This is a genomic window from Cycloclasticus sp. (assembly GCA_040743155.1).
In the GTDB taxonomy this organism is placed as follows: domain Bacteria; phylum Pseudomonadota; class Gammaproteobacteria; order Methylococcales; family Cycloclasticaceae; genus Cycloclasticus.
On the sequence record JBFLJU010000001.1, the window covers coordinates 873,585 to 900,500 of the forward strand.

The window sequence follows — 26,916 nt, forward strand, 5'->3', positions numbered from 1 at the left end:
AATTATGAAAGGAGAACATATGATGAATTCAAGTAAACAAAAAGGCTTTACCCTTGTTGGGCTAATTTTAGTTTTCGCACTAATCGGTATTATTACACTGAGCGTGTTGAAAATATTCCCGATATATATGGAACATTTAGCGGTGCAAACGTCGATAGAGGCGATAGAAACGGACCCAGAAATAAAAAAAATGACCGTCGGACAAATAAGAGGGTTACTTGAAAAGAAACTGGATATGAACCAAGTAACTAGCATTAATGCGAAAGACGCTAAAATTAATCGCTCAATCAGCGATATCACAATGAAAGTTGAATACGAAGTGCGTAAAGATTATATCGGTAATATTGATATTGTGTTGTCGTTCAGCGATCAAATGGCTGTCTCGCTGTAATATTTTTATAAACCGGAAAAGAGATCTTTTGTTGAGTTTTGACGCAAACAGGCTACAAAAAAAAATTAATGCCAAATTTAACGACCATGCTTTACTGGAGCAGGCGTTAACTCACCGTAGTATTGGGCAACGTAATAACGAACGGTTAGAATTTTTGGGTGATGCTATTTTAGGTTTCATCGTTGCGGACGAGATTTATACTCGATTCCCTGAAGTTGATGAAGGTGTGATGAGCCGCTTGAGGGCGCACTTAGTCAATAGAGATTCCTTGGCTGAGATGGCTAAGAAACTAAAATTAAGCGATGAATTGGTACTTGGGCAGGGAGAAATGAAAAGTGGTGGTAAGCACCGCGTTTCAATTTTGTCGGATGCTGTGGAAGCATTGATTGGTGCCATGTACAAAGATAAAGGGCTTGAAGAGGCGACCTCATGGGTGCTGGCGATTTTTAAAGATCAGCTAGATGCCTTAACCTTAGGTACCGCAATAAAAGACCCAAAAACACAACTGCAAGAACACCTGCAAGCACGCGGTATAGCTGTTCCCGTCTATAGGGTGGTTTCAACGACGGGGTCGGACCATGATCAACAGTTCAAAGTTGAATGCAAAGTTGAATGCGTTAATGAAGTGGTGCACGCTATGGCCAGTTCACGAAAAAAAGCCGAACAAAAGGCGGCTTCCAAAATATTAGAGAGTTTACTTAATGACTAACAGTTCATTTAAAAGCGGCTTTGTTGCACTGATTGGTGCGCCAAATGCTGGAAAATCGACACTATTAAATAATTTATTAGGTCAAAAAATAAGCATTACGTCAAGGCGACCACAAACGACCCGACACCGAATTCTTGGTATTAAAACAACGGACGCATCACAAGTTGTTTACGTGGATACACCTGGGATGCATTTAGGTGGGAAAAAAGCACTCAATAAATACCTCAATAAAACGGCTGATACGAGCCTTATGGGCGTCGATGTTATTGTTTGGGTTAAAGATGATATGCAGTGGGATGACATCGATATTTCAATCCTTGAAAAGTTGAAAAATGAAGGTGCCCCAGTTGTGCTGGCCATTAACAAGATTGATAAGATTAATAATAAAGAAACACTACTGCCATTTATTCAAAAAATCAGTCTTGAGCACGATTTTAAATCAATAGTTCCTATTTCTGCCTTAACAGGTAAGCAGCTCGGAGAGTTTGAAAAATTATTGTTAAACCTCTTACCTGAAGGTGAGCTTATGTTCCCGGAAGATCAGGTGACGGATAGCTCAGAACGTTTCATGGTAACTGAAATTATTCGTGAAAAACTGATACGACGGTTAGGCCAAGAAATACCACATTCTTTGAGTATCAGTATCGACCAGTTTAAGGTTGAAGAAAAGATTACGCGAATTTATGCCGTTATTTGGGTTGAGCGAGAAGGCCAAAAGAACATTGTTATTGGTGATAAAGGTGCAGGGCTTAAGGACATTGGTACACAGGCACGTTTAGATATTGAAAAAATGCTTGAGTCGAAGGTTTACCTTAATTTATGGGTGAAAGTTAAGAAAAACTGGTCTGATAGCGAGCGAGAATTGATCAGTTTAGGTTATCGTAACATCGAATAACTAAATTATTACTGAGGTTTTAGCTTCAGAACAAAAGAGTTAAGAATATGAATCGAGTTGATCACCAGGTCGGCTTCATTTTAAAAAGCCAATCATTTAAAGAAACTAGCGTTATACACCAGGTGTTCACGCAGGACTACGGTGTTCTTTCGATGATATCAAAAGGATCAAGGGCTAAAAAATCTAAATATGGTTCGTTATTACAACCGTTTAAATTGCTATCGCTATCGTGGGTTGGTAAAGGTGAACTTAAAACACTGACGACTGCTGATGAAAGTTCGAGTATAGGCCAGCTTACGGGGACTTCTTTGTATTGCGGTTTTTATATCAATGAATTGATAATAAATCTATTACACAAACACGATGCGCACCCAAATTTATTCAATGCCTTTAAGAACATCACTATTCAGTTATTTAAAGGTGAATATATAGAAGCAAATTTAAGACAGTTTGAAAAAGTCTTACTCGATGAAATTGGTTATGGTCTGGTGCTTGAGCACGAAGTGGGGAGTAATTCACCCCTGCAGTCAGATCAATATTATGCCTATTCCATAGGCTCTGGTCCGATGATTGAAAAAAACACTCATCACCCTCTGGCGATCCTAGGTAGCACCTTGCTTAACTTAAATAATAATAGCCTTCGAAAAAGTACAGAACTTAAACAGGCGAAACGACTCATGAGGCGGTTAATTGATCACCAATTGGATGGTAAAATACTAAAAAGTCGCGAACTCTTCGTATAATTTAAAAATTTTCTGATGATACATAAAAAAACGATTCTTCTGGGCGTTAATATTGACCACGTTGCCACATTAAGGAACGCACGTGGTACTGATTACCCATCACCTCTCGATGCCGCGTTTATTGCCGAGCGAGCCGGTGCTGATGGCATTACGATTCATTTGCGTGAAGATAGGCGACATATAAAGGACCAAGATGTTCGCGATATTGTTTCCAATATCCATACCCGCTTAAATCTTGAACTGGCAGTGACCAGTGAAATGATTGACATTGCTTGCGATGTTAAGCCTGTATCTTGTTGCTTAGTTCCGGAAAAACGCGAGGAGTTAACGACAGAAGGGGGGCTTGATGTTGCTGGAAATTTTAATCGCCTTAAAGATGCTTGTTCTAGTTTATCCTCTGAGGGTATTTTAATTTCACCATTTATTGACCCTGACAAAGAACAAATAGATGCGGTAAAAGAAACTGGAGCAACCTTATTGGAATTACATACAGGTTGTTATGCCGATGCGTCAAGCGAATCCGATCAGCTGCACGAGTACAATAGAATTACTGAAGCGGCCAGCTACGCACATGGCTTAGGTTTACAAGTCAATGCAGGGCACGGCTTGCATTACCATAATGTAGAAGCAATCGCCAAAATCCCCCAAATAATTGAGCTGAATATCGGTCACTCTATTATTGCAAGAGCTGTTATGACTGGTTTAGATACTGCTGTGCGCGACATGAAAGTACTTATGCGTAACGCCCGTAGTCTTTGATTGGTACAAAATTTTGAAGTTAGCATTGGGCGTAGAATATGACGGTAGCCAATACCATGGTTGGCAACGTCAAAAGAGTACAAGTGAAACGGTTCAGGAAAAGGTTGAAGCGGCTTTATCCGTATTAGCGGTTCACCCAGTCGCGGTTGTATGTGCTGGTCGTACCGATGCGGGCGTTCATGCATTTGAACAGGTTGTTCATTTTGAAACACTGAAACAAAGAAAGTTGCATCAATGGGTACTTGGTGCAAACGCAAACTTACCCGACGATATCCGTATTGTTTGGATAAAGCCGGTACCTGATGATTTTCATGCGCGTTATTCGGCTGCAGCGCGTTATTATCGCTACGAGATCCTTAATCGCTGGGTTAAGTCTGCGCTCAACCGCAACCATGTCACGACTATCTTTCAACCTTTGAATGAGTCACTTATGCAACAGGGGGCGAATTATTTATTAGGCACGCATGACTATACCTCGTTTAGGGCGCAAGGTTGTCAGGCAAAATCAGCCATTAAGAAAATTCATTCGATTGTTATTAAGCGTTCTAATGATAAAATCATTATCGATATTATCGCGAGTGCTTTTTTACATCATATGGTTAGAAATATCGTTGGTACTTTATTGCCTGTTGGAAAGGGCGAGCAGCCACCCGAGTATGTTGAGCGGGTCTTACGTGCTCAAGATAGAAAGCAGGCGGGTGTAACAGCCTTGCCTAATGGTCTATATTTTAAGGGTGTGTATTACCCCAAAATATTTGGCTTAGTTACACAAGAAGCATTTGCGCCTTTTAGCGATGCAATCGAAATAAAACCTACTTTTTGAATTAGAAAAATGTCTTTAAGAACACGTGTAAAAATCTGTGGTATCACGCAAGTTGACGATGCATTAGCGGCCATAGATGCAGGAGCTGATGCGTTGGGTTTTGTTTTTTATGAGGGCAGTCCACGGTTTGTTGATATTCATTCAACAAAGCTAATTTTTGAAAAATTACCGCCATTTATCAATAAGGTGGGGCTTTTTGTTAATGCAAATTATGACTATATTAGCCATGTTTTGGATGCCTTGCCTTTGGATATTCTCCAGTTTCACGGTGATGAAGATGAAGCTTTCTGTCGTTCTTTTAACAGGCCTTATTTAAAAGCGATTAGAATGCGTGACACAACTGACTTAAGCGACATGGCGGAAATTTATAGTTCGGCGTCTGGTTTATTACTTGATGCTTTTGATAGCACCCAATATGGTGGAACTGGGCAAACGTTTAACTGGGATTTGCTGCCGAAGCGATGTAACTTGCCTATTGTTTTGGCTGGCGGTCTTACTGTTCACAATATTTATGATGCTGTAAAAAACACAAATCCCTACGCTGTTGATGTTAGTAGCGGTGTCGAAAAAAGTAAGGGTGTGAAAGATCACCAATTAATAAATAAATTTATGCATGAGGTAAAACGTGCCAACGAGTAATAGCAAAAAAAAATCAACCGTCACTAATTACAATTTACCCGACGAGCGAGGCCACTTCGGTCCTTATGGTGGCCTTTTTGTTGCCGAAACCTTGATGGAATCTATAGATGAACTTAATGAAGCTTACGTTAAGTTCATGCAAGATCCGGAGTTCTTAGCTGAGTTAGATGCGGATTTACAAGACTATGTCGGTCGTCCATCGCCCATTTATCATGCGGAACGACTAAGTAAGGAAACAGGCGGTGCACAAATTTATCTTAAAAGAGAAGATTTAAATCACACCGGTGCGCACAAGATAAATAATACGATTGGTCAAGCGTTGCTGGCTAAACGGATGGGTAAGACGCGTATTATCGCTGAAACCGGTGCCGGTCAACATGGTGTTGCAACTGCAACCGTTGCTGCAAGGCTTGGATTAGAGTGTGTTGTGTACATGGGCGCAGAGGATATACAGCGTCAGTCACCCAACGTCTACCGGATGAAATTATTAGGTGCGAAAGTGGTGGCGGTAACGTCAGGTTCTCAAACACTGAAAGATGCGTTAAATGAAGCACTTAGAGATTGGGTTACGAATATCGATGATACCTACTATATTATTGGTACCGTTGCTGGACCGCACCCATACCCCGCCATGGTCAGAGACTTTCAAACGATCATAGGTCGCGAGTCCCGTGAACAAATGATGGCGAAAACAGGTCGTTTACCAGATGCGCTTGTTGCTTGTGTCGGCGGTGGTTCGAATGCTATAGGGCTTTTCCACCCGTTTATTGAAGACGATAGTGTGTCTATTTATGGCGTAGAAGCTGCAGGCTTAGGTGTGGAGACGGGTCAACACTCGGCGCCATTATGTGCGGGTAAGCCGGGTGTGCTGCATGGTAATAGAACCTACCTTATGGCAGATGAAAATGGCGAAATTATTGAAACACATTCAATTTCGGCTGGGCTCGATTATCCAGGTGTAGGGCCGGAACACTCTTGGCTGAAAGATATTGGACGCGTTGAATACGTCAGCATAAAAGACGATGAAGCTTTAGAAGCCTTCCATCAGCTAACTCGTGTTGAAGGTATCATCCCGGCGCTGGAATCAAGTCACGCAGTTGCTTATGCCACCAAACTGGCCAAAACAATGGGTAAAGATGAGTCTATATTGGTTTGCTTATCAGGTCGTGGTGATAAAGATATCTTCACGATTGCCAAAATAGAGGGGATTGAATTGTGAGTCGTTTAGATAATTGTTTTAAGGAACTCCAAGAAACAAAACAAAAGGCGCTAGTGCCTTTTGTAACAGCCGGTGATCCAAGTGCTGATTTCACCTTGTCGTGCATGCACGAGATGGTAAAAGCCGGAGCGAGTATCATTGAATTGGGTGTGCCTTTTTCAGACCCAATGGCCGACGGCCCTGTTATTCAACAAGCCAGCGAAAGAGCATTAATCAATGGCATGTCCTTAAAAGGCGTTATTGAAATAGTAAAACGTTTTAGAGAAGACAACCAAATAACCCCCGTCGTTTTAATGGGCTATTTAAACCCTATTGAGTTTATGGGATATGAAGCGTTTGCCAAGAGCGCGGCAGAGGCGGGCGTTGATGGCGTTTTGACCGTGGACATTCCACCAGAAGAAAGCGCCGATTTGATAGCCGCGTATGATAAATACGATATAGCCCCTATTTTCTTATTGTCACCGACTAGCAATGAAGGCCGAATTAAGAAAGTCGCGGCCGTCGCCAAAGGCTATATTTATTATGTTTCACTGAAGGGTGTAACTGGTGCTGGTCATCTTCAATTAGATGAAGTTGAAAATAAAATAAAAGAAATAAAACAGATAACGCCGTTGCCTATTGCGGTAGGTTTTGGCGTGAAAAATGCCGATATTGCCGCTAATATTGCTAAACTAGGTGACGGAGTTGTTGTTGGTAGTGCTCTTATAAATTGCATTACAGATCATGCTGATGACCCTGCACAAGGGCAAGAAGCAATTTCAAGTTTGTTAAGTGATATGCGAGCAGCGATGGACGCTGTCACACAATAATATAAATTTTTAGGTGATTTATGAGTTGGTTTGAAAAATTAATACCCTCTGGCATACAATTAAGCGGAAAAAAGAAAGGCTCTGTACCTGAAGGCCTATGGTGCAAATGTGATAGCTGTCAGAGTGTTCTTTATAAAACTGATTTAGAAAGCAATTTACACGTGTGTCCAAAGTGTGATCATCATCAGCGCTTATGTGGGCGAGCTCGGCTTGAATCATTTTTAGATGATGCTGGGCGACAAGAAATTGGTGCTGAAGTTAGATCACTTGACCCGTTGAAATTTAAAGACAGTAAAAAGTACAAAGACCGTCATGCGTCGGCTGTTAAGGCGACAGGCGAAACTGATGCACTCATTGTCATGAAAGGTAAAGTATTGGAGATGGATTTGGTTGCCGCGGCTTTTGATTTCTCATTCATGGGCGGATCAATGGGCTCGGTTGTTGGTGAACGGTTCGTTCGCGCGGTAAATCAATCAATAGAATCAAATATTCCACTGGTCTGCTTTTCTTCTAGTGGTGGTGCGCGTATGCAAGAGTCGTTGTTTTCTTTGTTTCAAATGGCAAAAACGAGTGCTGCGCTCGCGCAATTAGCTGAGAAAAAGATTCCATTTATTTCTGTGCTAACTGATCCAACGATGGGCGGTGTCTCGGCCAGTCTAGCTATGCTGGGAGACGTGCATATTGCCGAACCGAACGCCTTAGTTGGCTTTGCAGGGCAGCGAGTTATTGAACAAACCGTGAGCGAAAAACTACCAGAAGGTTTTCAGCGTAGTGAATTTTTGCTGGAACATGGTGCAATAGATATGATTATTGACCGGAGAGAGTTGCGCATAACGATTACAGAGATTCTCTCTTTATTACATGCCGGACATCATTCATTGGAAAGCGTGGACATACCGGTCGTCGACGTGGTTGCCGATAATCCAGAAGAGCAATAAAAATTAATCAGACATCGAGGCTTTCGGAAAAGTCATCGCTAACTGAGTGGCTCGCTTGGCAAGAGCAAAGTCACGTTAAAGAAATAGACTTGGGCTTAGATCGAGTTGCCGCCGTGTGGCAAACTCTAAAGAGTGATAAGTCGGACTCAATTTATACCATTACTGTCGCTGGAACGAATGGAAAGGGTTCTTGTGTTGCACTTCTCGAGTCTATTCTTATTGCTTCAGGCTATCGGGTGGGCGTGTATAGCACGCCACACTTAACGCATTATAATGAACGGATTAGGGTCGACGGGCGATCAGTTTCAGACTCCATGTTAACGCGTGTTTTTTCTAAAATTAACAGTACTCGCCAAGCGATCAGTTTAAGCTACTTTGAATTTGGTACGCTGGCCGCCTTAGATATCTTTTATGAGCAAAAGCTCGATATTCAAATTCTTGAGGTTGGCCTAGGTGGACGACTGGATGCGGTTAATATTGTTGATGCCAATGCGGCTCTAGTGACCAGTATTTCAATAGATCATATAGATTGGCTAGGTGATGACATCAATCAAATAGCCTTAGAGAAGGCAGGCATATTCCGTACTAAGCAAGTTGCAGTTTGCGGTGATAAGGCCGTTCCCCAAAGTTTAATAGATCATGCAAATAAACTGGGTGTTAATTTACTCTTAGCCGGTCAAGATTTTGATTTTAAAGTTGAACATAATGATTGGCAATTAATCGCCAATCATAGCTTCGCTGGAAATTATCCAGCGCCATCACTTCATGGCGAACACCAAATACAAAATGCTAGCGCGGTCGTTAGCTTGCTGGCACAAATTCAAAATAAGGTGCCTGTTACACGACAAGATATAGAATTTGGCCTAGCACATGTATCTCTAACAGGTAGGCTTCAGCAGGTTAATTCAGCGCCAGATGTTTTTTTAGATGTGGCGCATAATGCTGAGTCCGCTATGGCCTTGGCGGAGTTTCTAAAAACACGGCAATGCAAGGGACGTATTCACGCGGTCTTTTCAATATTTGCAGACAAACAATTAAATCAAGTGATTGAACCTTTCTTGGGTCTCGTTGATCAATGGCATATAGCATCTTTGAACAGCACTCGGTCTGTATCAGTTGAAAAGCTGCAAGATTTTCTAACAAATGATTTAACTCAGCATTGTTCACAGTATGATTCGATACAACATGCTTTTAAACAAGTTAGGGCTATCTTAAATAAAGACGATTTAGTTATATGTTTCGGTTCTTTTTATGTGGTCGAAGCCTGTTTAGAAGCGTTATAATGCGTTCAAAATATTCCTCAATGACAGCTTATTGATTTTTATGGAACAACCTCTAAAACAACGTTTAATTGGCGCCATTATCCTTATTTCACTGGCTGTGATTTTTGTTCCCATGTTGATAGGCGAAAAGCCGACCGATTCCGAAATAATTTCAATAGAAATTCCAGAAGCACCAAAAGATCTTGAACTTGATTCGCGCATATTGACGCTGCCAGAACAGAACGAGGAAGTGTTGGCCGAGGTCTCGATTTCGAGCAAATCGGGTGCTAAAGTCACCAAGTTATTACAACCAGCTATTCCGAAGCCGCCCGAAATGAAAACAGTTGAAGGCATTACCGCTTGGGTTGTTCAAGTGGGTAGCTTCTCGGATCAAAAAAATGCAAATGCCTTATCTACTAAGCTAATGAAGGCCGGGTTTACTGCGTTCGTTGAGCAATCCTCCGGCAAGAAAGGTGATGTTTTTCGGGTGAGAGTAGGGCCAGAATTAAGCAAAGAAAAAGCCGACGCTGTGAGTGCTAAGCTCAAAAAAGTACATCAATTACCGAATGCAATAGTCGTTCAATACCCATAGGTCATAAGCATTGTCTGTTAGTGTGTTAAATAATTTAATTTGGATTGATTATGTCATTCTTGGCATTATCTTGATTTCTGCGTTGATAGGTTTGTTTCGTGGGCTGGTAAAAGAAGCGTTCTCACTCGGCACATGGGTTGTTGCGATTATTATTGGTATCAGGTTCAGTCAGCCTTTTTCAGCTTACCTACTTGATTACATAGACGTACCCTCCGTACGAATTGCGGTAGCATTTATTGTTTTGTTATTACTGACGTTGATGCTAGGCGGGATGCTGTCATTTTTAGTCAGCCAAATTGTAGATAAAACCGGCTTAAGTGGTACAGATAGGTTTGCAGGTTTTCTTTTTGGTATAGCGCGCGGCATGGTCGTTATTGCTGTATTAGTATTATTGGCAGGTTTAACGCCATTACCTCAAGATCCATGGTGGGTTGAATCATCATTGATTAGTCCCTTTCAAGAATTGTCCGTTTGGTTAAGAGAACATATACCGGCTGGCGTTTCTGGATATTTTTCATATTAAGTTTTATTAAAAGGCAGAGTTCAATATGTGTGGAATTGCTGGCATTGTAGCCCACCAAAACGTTAATCAAGAGTTATACGAAGCATTGACTGTTCTTCAACACCGCGGTCAGGATGCTGCGGGCATAGTCACATGTGAAGGGAGTCAGCTTCACCTACGAAAAGCAAATGGTTTAGTGCGTGATGTTTTTAGAACAAGACACATGCTTGAACTAACTGGAAACATGGGAATCGCGCACGTACGCTACCCAACAGCGGGCTGTTCGAGCTCGGCTGAGGCGCAGCCTTTTTATGTTAATTCACCGTTTGGTATTACGTTGGCGCATAACGGTAATTTAACCAATGCGGCTGAACTTAAAAAAGAGTTGTTTATTGACGACCAACGACATATCAACACTAATTCTGATTCGGAAATTCTATTGAATGTTTTCGCTCATGAATTACAACGTTTAGGTAAGTTAAAGCTTAATGAAAAAGACGTTTTTAAAGCGGTAGAGGCGGTGCATAAACGTTGTGAAGGTGCCTACGCAGTGGTAGCGATGATCACAGGCTTTGGTGTCGTTGGTTTCCGTGACCCGAATGGTATTCGCCCTATCTGCTTCGGTGTTCGAGAAACCGATGATGGCAGTGACTATATGATTGCTTCAGAATCCGTCGCCATGGACGCCCAGAATTTCAAATTAATCAGGGACATTGCACCGGGTGAAGCTGTTTTCATTAAGAAAGGTGGTGTTATTCACACTAAACAATGTGCAGAAAACCCTCGTTTGACTCCGTGTATTTTTGAGTACGTGTACTTGGCCCGCCCAGACTCAATCATCGATAATGTTTCGGTGTACAAATCACGCTTGCGTATGGGTGAAAAGTTAGCCGAAAAGATCATGCGAATTAAACCTGATCACGATATTGATGTGGTGATTCCTATTCCAGACACCAGTCGTACATCAGCGTTACAACTGGCAAATATGCTGGATGTTAAGTATCGAGAAGGTTTTATAAAAAATAGATATATTGGACGTACCTTTATTATGCCGGGCCAGCAAGAACGTAAAAAATCTGTTCGGCGTAAGCTTAATGCCATTGAGCTTGAATTCAGGGGTAAAAATGTTCTATTGGTGGATGACTCAATTGTTCGTGGAACGACCTCTGGGCAAATTATTAAGTTAGCAAGAGAGGCGGGAGCTAAAAAAGTGTATTTTGCTTCTGCCGCGCCAGCTGTGCGCTACCCTAATGTATATGGTATTGATATGCCTGTTGTAGAAGAGCTTGTTGCACACGATAGAACGGTGGAAGAAGTCCAACAAGCGATTGGTGCTGACTGGCTCATTTATCAAGACTTAGAAGATTTATTTGAATCGGTAAGAAAACGAAACCCTGAAATTGTCGATTTTGATGCTGCTTGTTTTAATCAAAAATATGTGACGGGTACGGTCAGTGATGAGTACCTTAGAGAGCAGGGTTTAAACCGTTCAGATGAGCAGAAAACTAAAAATGACTTAGACCCAACCGTGATCGAATTACATAATACCCATTAATTTTAAAAGGCCCGTAATATGTCAGACAACGATTGGCAAGACTACTCTATAGAAACTCAAGGTGTTAGAGCGGGCCAACACCGCACGCCAGAAGGTGAGCACAGTGACGCAATATTCCCTACGTCTAGTTATGTGTTTGAGAGTGCTCAAGATGCGCATGATAAGTTTTCGGGTAAATCTGCAGGCAATATTTACTCACGCTTCACCAACCCGACGGTTAGAGCTTTTGAGCAACGCTTAGCGGCGATGGAAGGCGCTGAACGCGCTATGGCAACGTCATCGGGTATGGCGGCCATTAACGTTGTGTGTTTAGGCTTGTTAAGTGCAGGTGATCACGTTGTTTGTTCGCGTAGTGTGTTCGGTAATACAGCCTTGATGTTTAAGAACATCATGCAAAAATTTGCCATCGAAACGACCTTTGTCGATTTAGACGATATCAATGCTTGGCAATCAGCCATCAAACCAACGACAAAGTTTCTATTTTTGGAGACGCCATCCAATCCACTAGGAACCGTCGCAGATATAAAGCAGCTGGCAGAATTAGCACATGCAAACGCTGCCTTATTAATCATCGATAATGTGTATTGCACACCCGCGTTGCAAAAGCCTCTTAGCTTGGGAGCGGATTTGGTGGTTCATTCGGCAACTAAGTACATAGACGGTCAAGGGCGCTGTATTGGCGGGGCAGTGGTGGGCAATGACGCGTTAATTGAAGAAAAAATCTACCCTATTTTACGCACTGCAGGGCACACAATGAGCCCATTTAATGCGTGGGTATTTCATAAAGGCTTAGAGACATTATCGTTGCGTATGGAAAAGCATTGTTCAAATGCGCTAGCTATTGCGCAGTGGCTAGAACAACAAGCTGCGGTGGAAAATGTGTATTACACAGGGTTGCAAAACCACCCGCAGCATGAACTTGCCAAGCAACAACAAACTGGCTTTGGCGGCATTGTCAGCTTTGATGTAAAAGGTGGCAAAGAGAACGCGTGGAAAGTAATTGATGCTACTCAAATGATTTCCATTACCGCCAATTTAGGTGACGTTAAAAGTATGATTACGCACCCGTCTACCACGACACATGGTCGTTTAACTGAAGAAGAACGTGCGAAAGCGGGTATAACAGATTCGTTAGTTCGATTGGGTGTTGGTTTGGAGAGTGTTGAAGATATTAAGGCTGATTTAAATAGAGGGCTGTCACAAGTTTAGAACAGTGGCCTGATTTTTTTGCTTGTGCCGGCTTTTACATAACGGAATGTTACGGCCTAGCGTTCAATATTTTTCTGAGTATGAGCTTGAGCAAGAATAAAAACAGGGATTTGATATAAACGTGACTGTGCTGCTATCAATGCAGTTTCCTTAAGCGCTGGCTTAGCAGTAGAATAAGCATTTTAGATATTACGGAGTATTAAGCATATGGGTAGAGCTTACCAAAACCGCAAAGAGTCAATGGCAAAAACCTCAGATATGAAGGCGAAGGTTTATAGCCGTTATGGTCGTGAGATTTATGTAACCGCTAAATCTGGTGGTGTTGACCCTAGTGGTAACTTAGCTTTACGCAGCTTAATTGATAGAGCAAAGAAGGACCAAGTACCTGCTCATGTGATCGATAAGGCCATCGATAAAGCGAAAGGTGGTGCAGGTGAAGACTTTGCTCCTGCGCGGTACGAAGGTTATGGCCCAGGTGGCAGTATGGCAATTATTGATTGCTTAACTGATAACCCTAATCGTACCTTTGGCGATGTTCGTCAGGCGTTTACCAAAACCAATTGTAAAATTGGTACGCAAGGTAGCGTTAGCCATATGTTTGATCACTCTGCTATTTTTGTTTTCAAATATGGCGATGAAGATGGTGTTTTAGAAGCGCTAATGGATGCCGACGTTGATGTGACTGATATTGAAAATGAAAGCGGTACGATATCCGTTTTTGCCCCGAATACCGATTATTTCAAGGCAAAACAAGCCTTGCTTGATAGCTGCGGTGATATTGATTTTGAGGTGGATGAGATCCAATTCATTCCTCATGCCTATACAACTGTAAGTGGGGATGACGTGGCTTTATTTGAAAAATTTATAAGCATGTTGGATGACTTAGATGACGTGCAACAGGTGTACCATAATGTTGAGTTGTAAATAGCGCAAAGCGCTTTGTTAAGAGCCGCGTTGCTTTAATGATAGCCATATTAGATTTAAATTTCTAAAAGGCGTTGTATGAATAAATAGGTCGACTTATCAAAGTGATGGGGCGACTAATCTTCATATAAGTACGTCATCAGCAATGTCGGTTTAACTCAATTTTTTGTTGTACTTCATCGCTAATTTTTCCAGTTGGCGCATAACTTAGTTCCGTAAACTTAATGGCATGATCATTTATTGTTAACAGTGTCGTGCATCGAGTGCCGTAGTCTTCTCCTTGAATAAATATTGGTGATAGAAAGCGTTCAAATTCTAGCCCAATGCCGGTATCAGGTAGGTCCTTATCTTTTGGCTTAGTTTGTGATTGCATAGTGTCGATTAGCTGGAGATCATCTAATCTATTTGAGGCGAGTGATTTTTCAAACTCTAGCAACGACGTTGTTAATTTGGGCCAAGGTGTATCAAGTGTGGCATTGCTAAGGCCATGGTTGCCGGGTGAGACTCTTTGAGTTAGGTGGGAATCATTCGAGTAGCACCAAAGCCCCGTGTTATCCATTAACAATAAATTGAACAAGCCATATTCATGGTCTCGTTGTTTTAAATTCTCTATAAATTCGGGGGCAGGTTGCTGTTGCGACAAGAAGTCTCTCACTAAGTGGCCGCGAGATTGTTTGCTGTTGTCTTTATACGGCGGCTTACGAATATTGGTGAGGGCGGCTAAACGACCTGATGTATCAACGCTCAGCCAGCTACCATTAGCCACATTATCTATGCCGCCGAAAATATGCGGTTGATGTGGCCAGTACCCCGCACGCAATGTCTCGCGTTGGTGATACTCATCACGATTTGCAGCTAAGACTAACTTCTGCTGCTCGTTCGGTTGGTACTTAAAAAGTATAAGGCACATTAATAAATGCTCTCTAGGTATAAATTGATGTATCGATACATAAAACACCTTCCTTCTACACCTGTCAATTTTAAGTACTAAATGCTAAAATAACCGGCTTAATTTGTAAGCTTTGCTTGCTAAAAGCCTTATTTTAAAAGTAGGAGTGATCTGTGTTAGAAGAATACCGTAAACATGTGGAAGAACGTGCGGCGATAGGTGTTGTACCTAAGCCACTAAATGCCGACCAAGTTGCAGGCCTTGTTGAGCTGTTAAAAGCGCCTCCTGCGGGTGAAGGCGAGTTTTTACTCGACCTTATCACCAACCGTGTACCACCTGGGGTGGATGAAGCAGCTTATGTTAAAGCAGGTTTCTTAGCGGCGATCACTAAAGGTGAAGCAACATCTCCTTTAATTGATGCTGCTAAAGCAACTGAATTATTAGGTACTATGTTAGGTGGTTATAACATTTCACCCTTAGTAGACCTACTCGATATCGCTGAATTAGCTGATACGGCTGCTAAGCAGTTATCACACATCTTATTGGTATTTGATGCATTTCACGATGTACAAGAAAAAGCGGATGCAGGTAATGCAGCGGCTAAGCGCGTTTTACAATCATGGGCAGATGCGGAGTGGTTTACCAGCCGCGCACCATTAGCTGATAAGTTAACCGTTAAAGTCTTTGAAGTGACTGGCGAAACGAATACCGATGATTTATCACCAGCACCTGATGCTTGGTCTCGTCCTGATATTCCTTTGCACGCGTTAGCGATGCTTAAAATGCCACGTGATGGTATCAACCCAGATGTTGAAGGCGAAGTTGGCCCTATCGTTCAGATAGCTGAAATGGCAAAAGACGGTATTCCTTTGGCTTATGTCGGTGATGTTGTGGGAACAGGTTCTTCACGTAAATCAGCCACTAACTCAGTGTTATGGTTTATGGGCGACGACATTCCTTACGTACCTAATAAACGTGGCGGTGGTGTTTGTATTGGTGGCAAAATTGCACCGATTTTCTTCAACACAATGGAAGATTCAGGCGCTTTACCTATCGAAATGGACGTTAGCAAGCTAAATATGAATGATGTTATCGACATCTACCCATATGAAGGCAAAGTAACTAAAAGCGGCACCGATGAAGTGTTGACTGAATTTGCACTGAAATCTAACGTGCTACTGGATGAAGTGCAAGCTGGCGGTCGTATTCCATTAATTATTGGTCGTGGTTTAACATTACGTGCTCGTACTGCATTAGGCTTGCCTGAAATTGACGTATTCCGTCAACCAGAGTCACACGAAGACAATGGTAAAGGCTTCACCTTAGCGCAAAAAATGGTTGGTAAAGCATGTGGCGTTGCTGGTATTAAAGCCGGTGTTTATTGTGAACCGCGTATGACAACAGTGGGTTCTCAAGATACAACGGGCCCAATGACACGTGATGAACTTAAAGATCTAGCTTGCCTAGGTTTCTCAGCAGATTTAGTGATGCAGTCTTTCTGTCATACAGCGGCTTACCCTAAGCCTGTTGATGTAACAACACATCACACACTACCTGATTTCATCATGAACCGTGGCGGTGTACCTTTACGCCCGGGTGATGGCATTATTCACTCATGGTTAAACCGTATGTTATTACCTGATACCGTTGGTACAGGTGGTGATTCACATACACGTTTCCCATTAGGTATCTCATTCCCTGCGGGTTCTGGTTTAGTGGCGTTTGCTGCGGCAACAGGTGTTATGCCTCTTGATATGCCTGAGTCAATCTTGGTTCGTTTCTCAGGTGAAATGCAACCGGGTATCACTCTACGTGATATGGTTAATGCCATTCCTCTAGCAGCAATCGACAAAGGTTTATTAACCGTTGCTAAAGAAGGCAAAATTAACGCATTCTCTGGTCGTATTCTTGAAATTGAAGGTCTTCCTGACTTGAAAGTTGAGCAAGCATTTGAATTATCTGATGCATCAGCTGAACGTTCAGCAGCGGGTTGTACCATTAAGCTTAATCAAGAGCCAATTACTGAGTACTTAAATTCAAACATCACCATGCTTAAGTGGATGATTGCTGAAGGTTATGGCGATGTAAGAACAATCGAGCGACGCATTATTGCAATGCAAGAATGGTTAGCTAACCCAGAATTGATGGAAGCAGATGCCGATGCGGAATACGCAGAAATCATTGAAATCAACATGAGTGACATTAAAGAGCCTATTCTTGCTTGTCCGAATGACCCAGATGACGTGAAAACATTATCTGAGGTTGCGGGTACAAAAATTGATGAAGTATTCATCGGTTCATGTATGACCAATATTGGTCACTTCCGTGCGGCGGGTAACTTACTTAAAGAGTTTGGTGGTGTATTGCCAACACGTTTATGGATTGCTCCTCCAACAAAAATGGATGCAGCACAATTAACTGAAGAAGGTTACTACTTCACTTATGGCGCTGCTGGTGCACGTACTGAAATGCCGGGTTGTTCTCTATGTATGGGTAACCAAGCGCGTATTGCCGAGAAATCAACTGCGATTTCAACCTCTACACGTAACTTCCCAAACCGTTTAGGTACAGGCGCAGATGTTTACTTGGCTTCTGCTGAGTTAGCAGCGGTTGGTGCTATTTTAGGTAAAATTCCTTCTAAGGATGAATACATGGAATACGCTAAGAAAATCGACGCAACAGCAGCGGATACATACCGTTATTTGAACTTTGACAAGATTGGTACGTACCAAGAAATTGCTGACAAGGTTGAGGTAAGCGCTTAATAATTAAGCGGGTTTAGTTAGTGAAAAAGGGCTGTGAAAACAGCCCTTTTTTTTGTAATTAATGATTGAGGACAGAACGAAAAATTTTACGAGGCTGCACATCATGTGCTTGAAAAGCTCGCTATTTTCTATAGTATTGAGTCATATTCTTTAGAACCTAGTTGCTTAATCATGAAACTAACTACAAAGTTTTTACGAGTGCACTTGGCCATATTGGCCGTATTATCTTTATTATCCGTTTCAACAACTGCATTAGCCAACCAAACTAATCCCCGATTAGATACGCTGTTTGTCAAATTGAACAAGGCGCAGACGGTTAGGCAAGCCCAATTAGTCGAATATGAAATTATGCAGATATGGAATAAATCGGGCAATAAGGAAATAGATCAGCGTATGAACCTGGCGGATACGGTGATGCGTAACGGCTCAGCTCAGGAAGCGTTAGAAATAATGGCGGTTATAACAAAGGAAAAGCCCAATTTTTCAGAAGCATGGAACTTACATGCCACCATTCTTTTTTTGATGGGTAAGTATAAAGAATCGCTAAGCAGTATTGATCGAACACTAGCACTTGAACCTAGACATTTTGGTGCGTTGATTGGGAAAGGGCATATATTCGCCCAGCAAAAAAGATTTAAAGAAGCGCTTACGGTGTTTAAAACAGCAAGAAACCTGTATCCACTTCATCCGCGAATTTATAAGCACATTACCCGACTTCATCAGCTAATAAAAATAAATGACGAGCATAAAAGGGACTTTATTTAGCGGTAACTAATATTGTAGTTCAGGTGTCTTGCAAGTTCAGTTACTTGATTAAGGGTATTATTCTAGTTAAGTAAGAACTCTAACTATTTGATTAATCTAATGGTTCCGCTAATGTTAACTTGTATATTAGATGTGTTTTGTTGCAAATTTGCGGGCGCTGTTTCGATCATGGTTGAGTCTGCCGTCATGCGAGACTTAGCGTAATAAATTGGACGCTGCGGATTGTTTTGATTTACGTTGATGTGATGAAGAACATATTTATTTTTGCCAAACTCTTTAGTAATCACTAACGCCTGCTCTTTAAAATTTTCAATCGCTTGCTTAATAAGTCTTTTATTAATGCCGTCTAATTTCTCTTTTGAGACGTGGTAATTCAGCGATTTAACTAATAGTTTTTTCTGTAATTTACCGATGAGTTCGCCCAATGCGGCGCTATTTTTGCTTTCTAGCGTAATAGTCTGTCTCCCACGCCAAGCCTTGAAAATTCGTTTGTTGTATATTTGGTGTGAGGTGTACTGGCCGCCTTTAACTTTTACGTCGTTATATTTTTTAGTTAAATCTAACGCCCAAGCCATTTTTTCATTGATCTGTTGAGCTAATGTGGCGGGATCATGGTTTTCGGCTTCTACAGCAATGATGGCTTGCATCGTGTCTGTTTCTACTTCAAGACTTGCGGTTGCTTGTAGGTTAACAAGACCCTCCGGCTGCACTTCGTGTGCAACGACAGGGACTAGAAAAAAGCTTAAACAACATAACGCGATCCATTTATTCATGTCCATCTCCCTATTAAGTTAATACACGTGTGGATACTATATAGTTTGAATATGAATAGGCTGTTAATGATTGTCCAAACGGTTCAAACCATTTAAAGCGGCTACACGGTACGCTTCAGCCATCGTTGGGTAGTTGAACGTGGTATTGGTAAAGTAGAGCAGGGTGTTAGCATCACCTTCTTGCGACATAATGGCTTGGCCAATATGAATAATTTCAGCGGCTTGGTCACCAAAACAATGTACACCTAATATTTGTAATGTATCTGAGTGGAAGATAATCTTTAATAAGCCTTGAGTTTCACCAGAAATCTGCGCTCTTGCAAGAGAATCAAAGCGTGAGTATCCCGTTTCATAAGGAACCTTTTGTTCTGTCAGCTCTTTTTCTGTAAAACCCACGGAGCTAATTTCTGGGTTTGTATAAATACCTGTCGGAATGTCTTTAACGAGTTTTATGTCGCAAGTGCCATCCACGATATGTGTTGCTGCGAAACGCCCTTGGTCATAGGCGGCACTCGCCAAACTTGGATAGCCAATAAAATCACCAACGGCATAAATATGTTCCTTGCCATCGACTTGATAATTTTCGTTGACGTTAATTTGGCCGCGTGAGTTAGGTTTGATCCCTACCTTTTCAAGCGATAAGTCATGAAAATTACCTGTTCGACCATTAGCCCAAAGAAAGATATCGGTTTTAATTTTTTTGCCTGAAACTAGGTTCGTGATTACGCTTTCATCATTGGCGACAATGGACTCATATTCTTCGCTAGAACGAATAACAACGCCTTGTTTGCGCATGTCATGACTAAGGGCGTGAACAATTTCTTCATCCAAAAAAGCCAATAAGCTTGCTTGCGTGTTGATGAGATTTACTTTAACGCCAAGTCCTTGAAAAATGGATGCGTATTCAGAGCCGATAACACCTGCGCCATAAATGGTAATAGAGCGTGGTGTAAAATTTAAATTAAGTATCGTGTCACTATCAAAAATATTGGCGTGACTAAAGTCAACGTCATCCGGTCGGTAGGGGTGTGAGCCGGGAGCAAGAACAAAAACTTGAGCTGTTATCTTTCTTGCTTTCCCACCATCAGCGGGTTTGACTTGCATCGTATTGTCGTTAATAAAACTAGCTGTTCCAGATAACAGGTCGAGATTATTACGCTCATAGAAACTACTGCGCATATCCACTTGTTTCTTTATAACATCGGTTGCTGAACTTAGAAGTTGAGGGAATGTTAGGTGTAGAGGGCCGCCGCAAGCCTCTTTAAACCAGTGGTTACGGTTGAATTGAATAACGCGTTGTACAGCTTGGCGTAATGCTTTAGAAGGAATTGTTCCCCAATGTGTACAGCCACCACCAACATCTTTATATTTCTCGATAATGGCAACTTTTTTGCCTTCTTTACAAGCTTTCATCGCCGCACCTTCGCCGCCTGGGCCTGTTCCGACAACAATTACATCATACTCATATTTGCTCATTAGCTATTCTCATTATTTTTACAAATGCTTTAACAAGTATACAACAGATACGATAAAATCCTGATTTGGCTAAGGGTATTTGTGCATGTCTGAATTTTTTAACACCATAGAAAAAGCATTGTTAACGTCATCTATTGGTGAAACGGTTGAGATGACTCGTAAAGCGTTTGAATTGAGTAACGAACCCTCGTCAATTAATGAGTCAGCAGAACGGGAGATTTTGCCTATTGATCTAGTTAGTTTTCCTGACAAACCGAAATGTGTAGCGCCTAGGGATTTACCACGTAGGCGGTTAGGTACAGAGGCGGGTAAGCGCTCATTTATCCATGCGATAGCGCATATTGAGTTTAATGCTATAAAACTGGCTTTGGATATTGCATATAGATTTAAAGGGATGCCGAAGCAATTTTATATCGATTGGGTGTATGTGGCTAATGATGAATGTAAGCACTTTAAATTACTGTGTGATCACCTAACTAATTTCAATTGCAACTATGGTGATGACCCATCTCATGATGGCTTATGGAGCATGGCTGTTAAGACTGAGAATGATTTAGTGGCGCGTTTATCGCTGGTGCCTCGCTACCTTGAGGCGCGCGGACTTGATGTGACACCCGCTATGCTAGATAAACTTTATGCTCAAAAAGACCTAGCTTCAGCTGCGATTCTAGAAACTATTCTTGAAGATGAAGTGACCCATGTGGAGTATGGTACGAAGTGGCTCGATTTTGTTTGCAAGGAACAAAACCTTCAACGTGAAGATGTTTTTTTTGAAAACGTCGAACTGTATTTGAAAGGTCAAATACTCGGGCCTTTTAATCGACCGTTAAGAAAAAGAGCGGGTTTCACAGAAAGTGAGTTACTTAAACTTGAAGGTTTGGATAAACGCTATACAAGAAAAGGCTCTGTGGTTAACAAATAATTCTATCGAAGCGCTAGCCAAACGTTAGGGAAGTTTAATAACGTTATAGCCTTGTTCGCTCCAATCGAGAATACTGCCCTCGTTGTCCCATTCAGCTAAAACAAACCGCTTACTGGGTTTGCCGTTGGCATCTTGGGTATGGACATCAGGACGGTGCGTATGCCCATGAATCAGTCGTTGAACGTGATGTTTCTCGAGCACCTTAATAACCGCTGTCTCGTTAACGTCCATGATCGTAGCGGATTTTTCTTTTTTATTTAAGTGACTTTCTTGGCGATAGTGTTGAGCAATCGCTAACCGTTCTGGCAGGGGTTTTTGTAGTATCTCTTGTTGCCATGCGGCAGTATGCGTTAATTGCCTGAACTGTTGGTATTCAACATCGTCAGTACAAAGCAAATCGCCGTGCATTAACAAGGTTTTAACACCAAACAGGTCTATAACATACTCATCTTCTAGAGGGGTTACTTGCGTGTCGTTGAAAAACTGTTGCCCAACTAGGAAGTCCCTGTTTCCTACTAATAAATGGACTCCTACACCTGAGCTGGTCAGTTTTTTGAGTTGTTCTTTGACGAGCTCATTAGGAGGGGTCGGGTCATCATCACCAACCCAGACATCAAACAAGTCGCCTAAGATGTAAAGGTCAGAAACGTTTGCATCTAACGACTCAAGATAGGTTAAAAATCGCTGTGTATTTTTAGGCCTATCTTGAGTTAGGTGTAAGTCAGAAATAAAGTGGATATGTTGGCTCACGAATTATTTGATAACTTCTGCTTTTTCAATGATAACTTCTTCTTGAGGAACGTCAGTTGGGAACATACCGCCAGAGCCTGTAGGAATGTTCGCCATTTTATCTATCACATCCATACCTTCTGTAACTTTACCAAAAACGGCATAACCCCAGCCTTGTTGAGTTTTTGAGCTGTGATTTAAGAAGCCATTATCGGCAAGATTAATAAAGAATTGACCCGTTGCTGAGTGTGGTTCGCCTGTTCTTGCCATAGCGATTGTACCGCGATCATTTGCTAGACCGTTATCAGCTTCATTTTCAATGGCATCATGTGTGTCTTTTTGTTTGAAATCAGCTGTAAAGCCACCACCCTGCGCCATAAAATTTGGAATGATGCGGTGAAAAATCACGCCTTCATAAAAACCTTCTTCCACATAAGTGATGAAGTTTTTAACCGTATTAGGTGCTTTCTCACCATCTAGTTCTAAAACAATGTCGCCTTGGTTAGTACTTAATTTAATTGTTGTCATGCTCATATTTTTATCCGTTGCGTAAGTTGCTGTTGAGAAAAGTAGGGCGCCAGCAATAGCCGCCTTTAAAAATTGAATTAACTTATTAGTCATTAGTAAAAACTCCTGTGATAAATTAAGGGACGTATCTTATCTTTTTCTGTCTTTATTATAAAGAGATGGCTCGGTATATGGGAACTCAGGGTTATTTGCTACCCATCAGTCGGTTCAACAACATACCAACTTGTTGTGAAAATAATAAAAAACTATCGTAACTGCTATCATCAAGATATCGGCGGCTACTAGAGCGGTCCGCATAAAATAGACCAATGGGCTTGTTTTTAACGACAACGGGAGCGATGTAAAATGATTTGGCTTTAGTCTTTTGCGTTAAGGACTGTGTGATTAGCCGTTTAACCTCGGCATTAGAATCGTTATCAATACGGATAGACTGCTGTTCCCTCATGGCTTGTAGAAAAATTCTTGAAGCAGGCTCTTTTAGGTTAAATTTGAAATTTTTTCGTAACCACTCATTACCATCGCCAATGACTTGTTTTACTTTCAGTTCTTTACGGTCTGGCGTAAGTAAGGCGAAGAGGGCGTTGTCTAAACCTACGCCACGGTTAAGGCCTTCAAGTGTCATTTCAATTAACATATTGAAATCACCATTATCTTTATCAATGGATATTAGTTCCTGCAATATTTGTAGTTGTAACACAGGGTCGGGTTGCGCAAACGTATCGACAAGTGCATGGTCATCTTCAAGTTGAATATCAACCGGTAGCGGTATGATTTTAGCGACAGCTTTAGCGCCATAATATGCGGTTGTTTCTGCGGCTTTTTTGGCCGATTCGTGAAGCCGCTCAGTGGTTTTTTTAGGCGCTAAATTGATTAAAGATGATATCGACTGAGTGATTTTTTTAACTTCTTTTGACTCCCAGCCAGCTTCAACGGCTTCAGCTAACTCGTGCGATAAAATAATCACTTGGCAATGTGGCTCGGTTGAGTCCGGGTTTTCAAGTGTTTGTTTTAGTAAACCGCTTAGCCCCCATGTCTGTGCCAAGCCTTGGCTCAATTCACCCATCGTAAAACCAAGCACCTCTTTTTGCGCTTGCGCAGGGGTTATTTTTTCGTTTTTTAATGCTTCATTGAGCTCTTCGCCTTTTTCATCGCCAAAACACCAAAAAGCTAGCTCACCGATATGCAGGAGCAAGGTGGCGATAAAAACCTCTTCGTGTTTTCCTTCCGAGTGCTGTCTTGCGATTTCTTGTGCTTGCGCTGCAGCATGAAGCGAACGAGCCATTTGTTTGATCAGTTGCTCTCGATGGATGCCATGTACCAAGCTGTCAACAAGTGATACGGTTAAACACATGCTCCTTACAGTATCGAAGCCCAACATCATAATCGCGCGGCTGATGGTGCTGAACTTTTGCCCTGTGGCATTGTAATGGACGCTATTAGCAAGCTTTAGTACTCGTGCCGTCATCGCGGCATCTTTCAGTACTACTTGGCCTAATTGAAAAGCTGAGCTGACATCATCTTCAGAAACGCTAACAACTTCTTGTACTGTGCGACCAAAAATGGGCATTTCACTTTCGGTGATTCGCTTAATCCAGCTTTCTACTTGAGGTTTTGACTCGCTATTCACATTATGTCCAAATTGATAGCAGCAATGCTGCCTGTAACGTATTTATTTTTATGAGTCTTAGCTTAAATAAAACCCTACTATTTTCACAGTATAAATTATAAATAACGCTCTAACGGTGCCGAGTTTCGTTGAATCGGTTATTATTCGCCCTTAATTAATTTTGGTCATAAAAATGAGCGCATTGAAAATACACAATACTTTAACGAGGCAAAAGGAAGTATTTACACCTATTAATGAAGGCAACGTTAGTTTATATGTATGTGGTATGACCGTTTATGATTTTTGCCATATTGGCCATGCGCGCGTTATGGTCGTTTTTGACGTGGTATCACGGTATTTTAAATACTTAGGTTATAACGTTAAGTATGTTCGAAATATTACCGATATTGACGACAAAATCATTGCTAGGTCTATAGAAGCAAACGAAGATTTCACGCAATTAACGCAGCGTTTTATTGCTGAAATGCATCAGGATGAGGCGGCTTTAAATGTACTTCAGCCTGACCTTGAGCCATTGGCTACTGAGTCCATCGTCGATATTGTTAGCATGATTGAAACGCTCATCAGTAAAGAACATGCCTATGTTGGCACTAATGGCGATGTTTATTACGCCGTGGAATCATTCGATAACTATGGTCAGCTGTCCGGCCGTAAATTAGAGGATATGAACGCTGGTGAGCGAGTTGATATTGACCAAAATAAACGCAACCCGTTTGATTTCGTATTATGGAAGTCAGCTAAAGAGGGTGAACCTGCTTGGTCATCGCCTTGGGGTGATGGTCGTCCCGGTTGGCATATTGAATGCTCAGCAATGGCGACATGTTGTTTGGGTAATCACTTCGATATCCATGGCGGCGGTATGGATCTACAATTCCCACATCATGAGAATGAAATAGCTCAATCAGAAGCCGCAACAGGTGAGCGTTATGTGAATACTTGGATGCATAATGGTTTTGTGCGAATTGATGATGAAAAGATGTCCAAATCGCTTGGAAACTTCTTTACCGTGCGCGATGTGTTAAAAAAGTACCGTGGTGAAGAGATTCGCTTTTTCGTGCTCTCAAGCCACTACCGTAGCCCGCTTAATTATTCAAACGAGCAGCTCAACGAGTCGCGTTCGGCGCTTGAGCGTTTGTACACGGCCATACGAAATATTGTGCCTGAAAAAAATACAATAAAATCTGATTATATTGTACGTTTTGAATCTGCCATGAATGACGACTTTAACTCGGCCAAAGCGATTTCGGTGATGTTTGAGTGCGCTAATGACATTAATAAGCTAAAAAAGACGGATCCTGAGCAAGCAGCAAAAACAGCCGGTGATTTATTACTAATGGCCGAGCCGCTTGGCTTGCTGAGTCAAGACCCTAACGAATACCTTCAATCGACAGCTGGCTCGGATGACGCTATTAGTAATAATGATATTGAGCAGAAAATTGCACAACGTTTAGAAGCAAAGAATGATAAGCAATGGGGCCTAGCCGATCAAATTAGGGATGAGCTTAAGGCTCAAGGCGTCATACTTGAGGATAACGGTCAAGTGACGACTTGGCGAAGAGCCTAAGAGCCTTAGCTCAAACCTGCACCGGTTCTACGTGCTTTGTGCCTCAGCGGCTAGCAGAGTGTTCTCTAATAAAGAAGCTATGGTCATTGGGCCGACGCCGCCGGGTACGGGGGTGATCCAACTAGCATGCTTGGAGGCTTCCTCGTAATCAACATCACCAGCTAGTTTCCCATTGTCTAAACGGTTAATGCCCACATCAATAATGATGGCACCGGGTTTTATCCAGCTACCTTTTACAAAGCCCGGGATGCCAACAGCTGCAATGACAATATCAGCGCGCCTCACATGTGCCTCAACGTCGATGGTTCTACTATGGCAGGTGGTCACCGTGCATTTCGCCATCAATAACTCAAGCGAGACAGGTCGCCCAACGATGTTAGACGCGCCTATTACGACAGCTTCTTTGCCCTCAAGGGCAACCCCTGTGCTTTTGAGTAAGGTCATAATGCCTTTGGGTGTGCATGACCTTAAAATGGGCATGCGAAGTGCTAAACGACCGATGTTGTAAGGATGAAAACCATCAACGTCTTTTAACGGGTCGATTGCCTCGATGATTTTTTCTTCATTAATATGTTCTGGCAAGGGGAGTTGAACCAAAATACCGTTAATTGCTGAATTATTGTTTAGGTCTTGAATTAAAGTAAGTAGCTCCTCCTCGGTTACGCCATAAGGGAACGTTTTAGACAAGGAGTAAAAGCCAACTTCTTCGCAGGCATTACATTTATTACGTACATAAACTTCAGAGGCGGGGTTTTCGCCAACTAAAATGACCGCTAGGCCAGGTTTTGACAAGCCTCGGGCAATTCGCCCATCGGTTTGTTTTTTAATTGCAGTTCTTAACTCAGCTGAGATTTTTTTTCCATCTATTTTTTGAAATTTCATATTTTTTAAACTTTTTTATGTTCTTTT

The 26,916-nt window shown here is 41.9% G+C and carries 27 protein-coding genes; 20 read left to right on the forward strand and 7 right to left on the reverse strand.

Features of this window, described 5'->3' with window-relative positions; genetic code table 11:
• Nucleotides 1–19: 19 nt before the first annotated feature.
• The 16 genes from AB1Y31_04245 (at nucleotide 20) to AB1Y31_04320 (ending at nucleotide 13,969) form a co-directional block, all read left to right on the forward strand.
• Nucleotides 20–391 (forward strand): DUF4845 domain-containing protein, encoded by a 372-nt coding sequence (locus AB1Y31_04245; GenBank protein MEW4982377.1) that lies wholly within the window; start codon nucleotides 20–22, stop codon nucleotides 389–391.
• A gap of 31 nt (nucleotides 392–422) precedes the next feature.
• Complete coding sequence (gene rnc, locus AB1Y31_04250; protein MEW4982378.1) at nucleotides 423–1,100, forward strand: ribonuclease III; 678 nt, start codon at nucleotides 423–425, stop codon at nucleotides 1,098–1,100.
• The gene (gene era, locus AB1Y31_04255) at nucleotides 1,093–1,995 is read left to right on the forward strand and encodes a GTPase Era (GenBank protein MEW4982379.1); all 903 of its coding nucleotides are present in this window, start codon (nucleotides 1,093–1,095) and stop codon (nucleotides 1,993–1,995) included. Before rnc ends, era begins: the two co-directional genes overlap by 8 nt.
• 47 nt (nucleotides 1,996–2,042) lie before the next feature.
• Nucleotides 2,043–2,738: a DNA repair protein RecO gene (gene recO / locus AB1Y31_04260; GenBank protein ID MEW4982380.1), complete on the forward strand. Its 696-nt coding sequence runs from the start codon at nucleotides 2,043–2,045 to the stop codon at nucleotides 2,736–2,738.
• A gap of 18 nt (nucleotides 2,739–2,756) precedes the next feature.
• Nucleotides 2,757–3,497, forward strand: coding sequence for a pyridoxine 5'-phosphate synthase (gene pdxJ / locus AB1Y31_04265; protein MEW4982381.1), 741 nt, complete (start codon nucleotides 2,757–2,759; stop codon nucleotides 3,495–3,497).
• A gap of 13 nt (nucleotides 3,498–3,510) precedes the next feature.
• Nucleotides 3,511–4,320, forward strand: coding sequence for a tRNA pseudouridine(38-40) synthase TruA (gene truA / locus AB1Y31_04270; protein MEW4982382.1), 810 nt, complete (start codon nucleotides 3,511–3,513; stop codon nucleotides 4,318–4,320).
• A gap of 9 nt (nucleotides 4,321–4,329) precedes the next feature.
• Nucleotides 4,330–4,959 carry a phosphoribosylanthranilate isomerase gene (locus AB1Y31_04275; GenBank protein ID MEW4982383.1) on the forward strand — a complete coding sequence of 210 codons (630 nt, stop codon included), beginning with the start codon at nucleotides 4,330–4,332 and terminating at the stop codon, nucleotides 4,957–4,959.
• A complete protein-coding gene (gene trpB / locus AB1Y31_04280; protein MEW4982384.1) occupies nucleotides 4,946–6,178 on the forward strand; it encodes a tryptophan synthase subunit beta in 1,233 nt (410 codons plus the stop codon). The genes AB1Y31_04275 and trpB overlap by 14 nt, the downstream gene beginning before the upstream one ends.
• On the forward strand, nucleotides 6,175–6,987 hold the full coding sequence (trpA, locus tag AB1Y31_04285) for a tryptophan synthase subunit alpha (protein MEW4982385.1): 813 nt from the start codon (nucleotides 6,175–6,177) through the stop codon (nucleotides 6,985–6,987). Before trpB ends, trpA begins: the two co-directional genes overlap by 4 nt.
• A gap of 20 nt (nucleotides 6,988–7,007) precedes the next feature.
• The gene (accD, locus tag AB1Y31_04290; GenBank protein ID MEW4982386.1) at nucleotides 7,008–7,925 is read left to right on the forward strand and encodes an acetyl-CoA carboxylase, carboxyltransferase subunit beta; all 918 of its coding nucleotides are present in this window, start codon (nucleotides 7,008–7,010) and stop codon (nucleotides 7,923–7,925) included.
• Nucleotides 7,926–7,927: 2 nt separating this feature from the next.
• A complete protein-coding gene (gene folC / locus AB1Y31_04295) occupies nucleotides 7,928–9,208 on the forward strand; it encodes a bifunctional tetrahydrofolate synthase/dihydrofolate synthase (GenBank protein ID MEW4982387.1) in 1,281 nt (426 codons plus the stop codon).
• 40 nt (nucleotides 9,209–9,248) lie between these two features.
• Complete coding sequence (locus tag AB1Y31_04300; GenBank protein MEW4982388.1) at nucleotides 9,249–9,779, forward strand: SPOR domain-containing protein; 531 nt, start codon at nucleotides 9,249–9,251, stop codon at nucleotides 9,777–9,779.
• Nucleotides 9,780–9,789: 10 nt separating this feature from the next.
• Nucleotides 9,790–10,302, forward strand: coding sequence for a CvpA family protein (locus tag AB1Y31_04305; GenBank protein MEW4982389.1), 513 nt, complete (start codon nucleotides 9,790–9,792; stop codon nucleotides 10,300–10,302).
• Between the two features lie 25 nt (nucleotides 10,303–10,327).
• On the forward strand, nucleotides 10,328–11,836 hold the full coding sequence (gene purF, locus AB1Y31_04310; protein MEW4982390.1) for an amidophosphoribosyltransferase: 1,509 nt from the start codon (nucleotides 10,328–10,330) through the stop codon (nucleotides 11,834–11,836).
• 18 nt (nucleotides 11,837–11,854) lie between these two features.
• Entirely contained in the window at nucleotides 11,855–13,045 is a 1,191-nt protein-coding gene (locus tag AB1Y31_04315) for an O-succinylhomoserine sulfhydrylase (protein MEW4982391.1), read from the forward strand.
• A 207-nt stretch (nucleotides 13,046–13,252) separates the two neighbouring features.
• Nucleotides 13,253–13,969 (forward strand): YebC/PmpR family DNA-binding transcriptional regulator, encoded by a 717-nt coding sequence (locus tag AB1Y31_04320; GenBank protein ID MEW4982392.1) that lies wholly within the window; start codon nucleotides 13,253–13,255, stop codon nucleotides 13,967–13,969.
• A gap of 139 nt (nucleotides 13,970–14,108) precedes the next feature.
• Here the strand turns inward: AB1Y31_04320 and AB1Y31_04325 are convergent, their stop codons facing one another.
• A complete protein-coding gene (locus AB1Y31_04325; GenBank protein MEW4982393.1) occupies nucleotides 14,109–14,879 on the reverse strand; it encodes an NRDE family protein in 771 nt (256 codons plus the stop codon).
• A gap of 152 nt (nucleotides 14,880–15,031) precedes the next feature.
• Between AB1Y31_04325 and acnB the strand changes: the two genes are divergently transcribed.
• Both acnB and AB1Y31_04335 read left to right on the forward strand, forming a co-directional pair.
• Nucleotides 15,032–17,623 (forward strand): bifunctional aconitate hydratase 2/2-methylisocitrate dehydratase, encoded by a 2,592-nt coding sequence (acnB, locus tag AB1Y31_04330; GenBank protein MEW4982394.1) that lies wholly within the window; start codon nucleotides 15,032–15,034, stop codon nucleotides 17,621–17,623.
• 171 nt (nucleotides 17,624–17,794) lie between these two features.
• Entirely contained in the window at nucleotides 17,795–18,388 is a 594-nt protein-coding gene (locus AB1Y31_04335; GenBank protein ID MEW4982395.1) for a tetratricopeptide repeat protein, read from the forward strand.
• 83 nt (nucleotides 18,389–18,471) lie between these two features.
• Here the strand turns inward: AB1Y31_04335 and AB1Y31_04340 are convergent, their stop codons facing one another.
• Both AB1Y31_04340 and sthA read right to left on the reverse strand, forming a co-directional pair.
• Nucleotides 18,472–19,161 carry an SIMPL domain-containing protein gene (locus AB1Y31_04340; protein ID MEW4982396.1) on the reverse strand — a complete coding sequence of 230 codons (690 nt, stop codon included), beginning with the start codon at nucleotides 19,159–19,161 and terminating at the stop codon, nucleotides 18,472–18,474.
• 63 nt (nucleotides 19,162–19,224) lie between these two features.
• Entirely contained in the window at nucleotides 19,225–20,637 is a 1,413-nt protein-coding gene (sthA, locus tag AB1Y31_04345) for a Si-specific NAD(P)(+) transhydrogenase (protein MEW4982397.1), read from the reverse strand.
• Nucleotides 20,638–20,722: 85 nt separating this feature from the next.
• Here sthA and AB1Y31_04350 point away from each other — a divergent pair, with 85 nt between their 5' ends.
• Nucleotides 20,723–21,559, forward strand: a complete 837-nt coding sequence (locus tag AB1Y31_04350) for a ferritin-like domain-containing protein (GenBank protein MEW4982398.1) — start codon at nucleotides 20,723–20,725, stop codon at nucleotides 21,557–21,559.
• A gap of 24 nt (nucleotides 21,560–21,583) precedes the next feature.
• On the opposite strand, the gene AB1Y31_04355 is transcribed toward AB1Y31_04350, so the two are convergent.
• From AB1Y31_04355 to AB1Y31_04365, 3 genes are all read right to left on the reverse strand, one after another.
• Nucleotides 21,584–22,309: a UDP-2,3-diacylglucosamine diphosphatase gene (locus AB1Y31_04355; GenBank protein ID MEW4982399.1), complete on the reverse strand. Its 726-nt coding sequence runs from the start codon at nucleotides 22,307–22,309 to the stop codon at nucleotides 21,584–21,586.
• 3 nt (nucleotides 22,310–22,312) lie between these two features.
• Entirely contained in the window at nucleotides 22,313–22,822 is a 510-nt protein-coding gene (locus tag AB1Y31_04360; GenBank protein MEW4982400.1) for a peptidylprolyl isomerase, read from the reverse strand.
• Between the two features lie 178 nt (nucleotides 22,823–23,000).
• The gene (locus AB1Y31_04365) at nucleotides 23,001–24,443 is read right to left on the reverse strand and encodes an HDOD domain-containing protein (GenBank protein ID MEW4982401.1); all 1,443 of its coding nucleotides are present in this window, start codon (nucleotides 24,441–24,443) and stop codon (nucleotides 23,001–23,003) included.
• Between the two features lie 172 nt (nucleotides 24,444–24,615).
• On the opposite strand from AB1Y31_04365, the gene cysS reads away from it, so the two are divergent.
• Nucleotides 24,616–26,007 carry a cysteine--tRNA ligase gene (gene cysS, locus AB1Y31_04370; GenBank protein MEW4982402.1) on the forward strand — a complete coding sequence of 464 codons (1,392 nt, stop codon included), beginning with the start codon at nucleotides 24,616–24,618 and terminating at the stop codon, nucleotides 26,005–26,007.
• Nucleotides 26,008–26,034: 27 nt separating this feature from the next.
• Here cysS and folD read toward each other — a convergent pair whose 3' ends face one another.
• Complete coding sequence (gene folD / locus AB1Y31_04375) at nucleotides 26,035–26,889, reverse strand: bifunctional methylenetetrahydrofolate dehydrogenase/methenyltetrahydrofolate cyclohydrolase FolD (GenBank protein ID MEW4982403.1); 855 nt, start codon at nucleotides 26,887–26,889, stop codon at nucleotides 26,035–26,037.
• Between the last annotated feature and the right edge of the window lie 27 nt (nucleotides 26,890–26,916).

What these genes read in the sequence shown, in the direction of transcription:
- AB1Y31_04245 (MEW4982377.1), top strand. Translation starts at nt 20, where the DNA reads ATGATGAATTCAAGTAAACAAAAAGGCTTTACCCTTGTTGGGCTAATT.
- era (MEW4982379.1), top strand. Translation starts at nt 1,093, where the DNA reads ATGACTAACAGTTCATTTAAAAGCGGCTTTGTTGCACTGATTGGTGCG.
- recO (MEW4982380.1), top strand. Translation starts at nt 2,043, where the DNA reads ATGAATCGAGTTGATCACCAGGTCGGCTTCATTTTAAAAAGCCAATCA.
- AB1Y31_04275 (MEW4982383.1), top strand. Translation starts at nt 4,330, where the DNA reads ATGTCTTTAAGAACACGTGTAAAAATCTGTGGTATCACGCAAGTTGAC.
- accD (MEW4982386.1), top strand. Translation starts at nt 7,008, where the DNA reads ATGAGTTGGTTTGAAAAATTAATACCCTCTGGCATACAATTAAGCGGA.
- AB1Y31_04300 (MEW4982388.1), top strand. Translation starts at nt 9,249, where the DNA reads ATGGAACAACCTCTAAAACAACGTTTAATTGGCGCCATTATCCTTATT.
- purF (MEW4982390.1), top strand. Translation starts at nt 10,328, where the DNA reads ATGTGTGGAATTGCTGGCATTGTAGCCCACCAAAACGTTAATCAAGAG.
- AB1Y31_04315 (MEW4982391.1), top strand. Translation starts at nt 11,855, where the DNA reads ATGTCAGACAACGATTGGCAAGACTACTCTATAGAAACTCAAGGTGTT.
- AB1Y31_04320 (MEW4982392.1), top strand. Translation starts at nt 13,253, where the DNA reads ATGGGTAGAGCTTACCAAAACCGCAAAGAGTCAATGGCAAAAACCTCA.
- AB1Y31_04325 (MEW4982393.1), bottom strand. Translation starts at nt 14,879, where the DNA reads ATGTGCCTTATACTTTTTAAGTACCAACCGAACGAGCAGCAGAAGTTA.
- AB1Y31_04335 (MEW4982395.1), top strand. Translation starts at nt 17,795, where the DNA reads ATGAAACTAACTACAAAGTTTTTACGAGTGCACTTGGCCATATTGGCC.
- AB1Y31_04340 (MEW4982396.1), bottom strand. Translation starts at nt 19,161, where the DNA reads ATGAATAAATGGATCGCGTTATGTTGTTTAAGCTTTTTTCTAGTCCCT.
- sthA (MEW4982397.1), bottom strand. Translation starts at nt 20,637, where the DNA reads ATGAGCAAATATGAGTATGATGTAATTGTTGTCGGAACAGGCCCAGGC.
- AB1Y31_04350 (MEW4982398.1), top strand. Translation starts at nt 20,723, where the DNA reads ATGTCTGAATTTTTTAACACCATAGAAAAAGCATTGTTAACGTCATCT.
- AB1Y31_04360 (MEW4982400.1), bottom strand. Translation starts at nt 22,822, where the DNA reads ATGAGCATGACAACAATTAAATTAAGTACTAACCAAGGCGACATTGTT.
- cysS (MEW4982402.1), top strand. Translation starts at nt 24,616, where the DNA reads ATGAGCGCATTGAAAATACACAATACTTTAACGAGGCAAAAGGAAGTA.
- folD (MEW4982403.1), bottom strand. Translation starts at nt 26,889, where the DNA reads ATGAAATTTCAAAAAATAGATGGAAAAAAAATCTCAGCTGAGTTAAGA.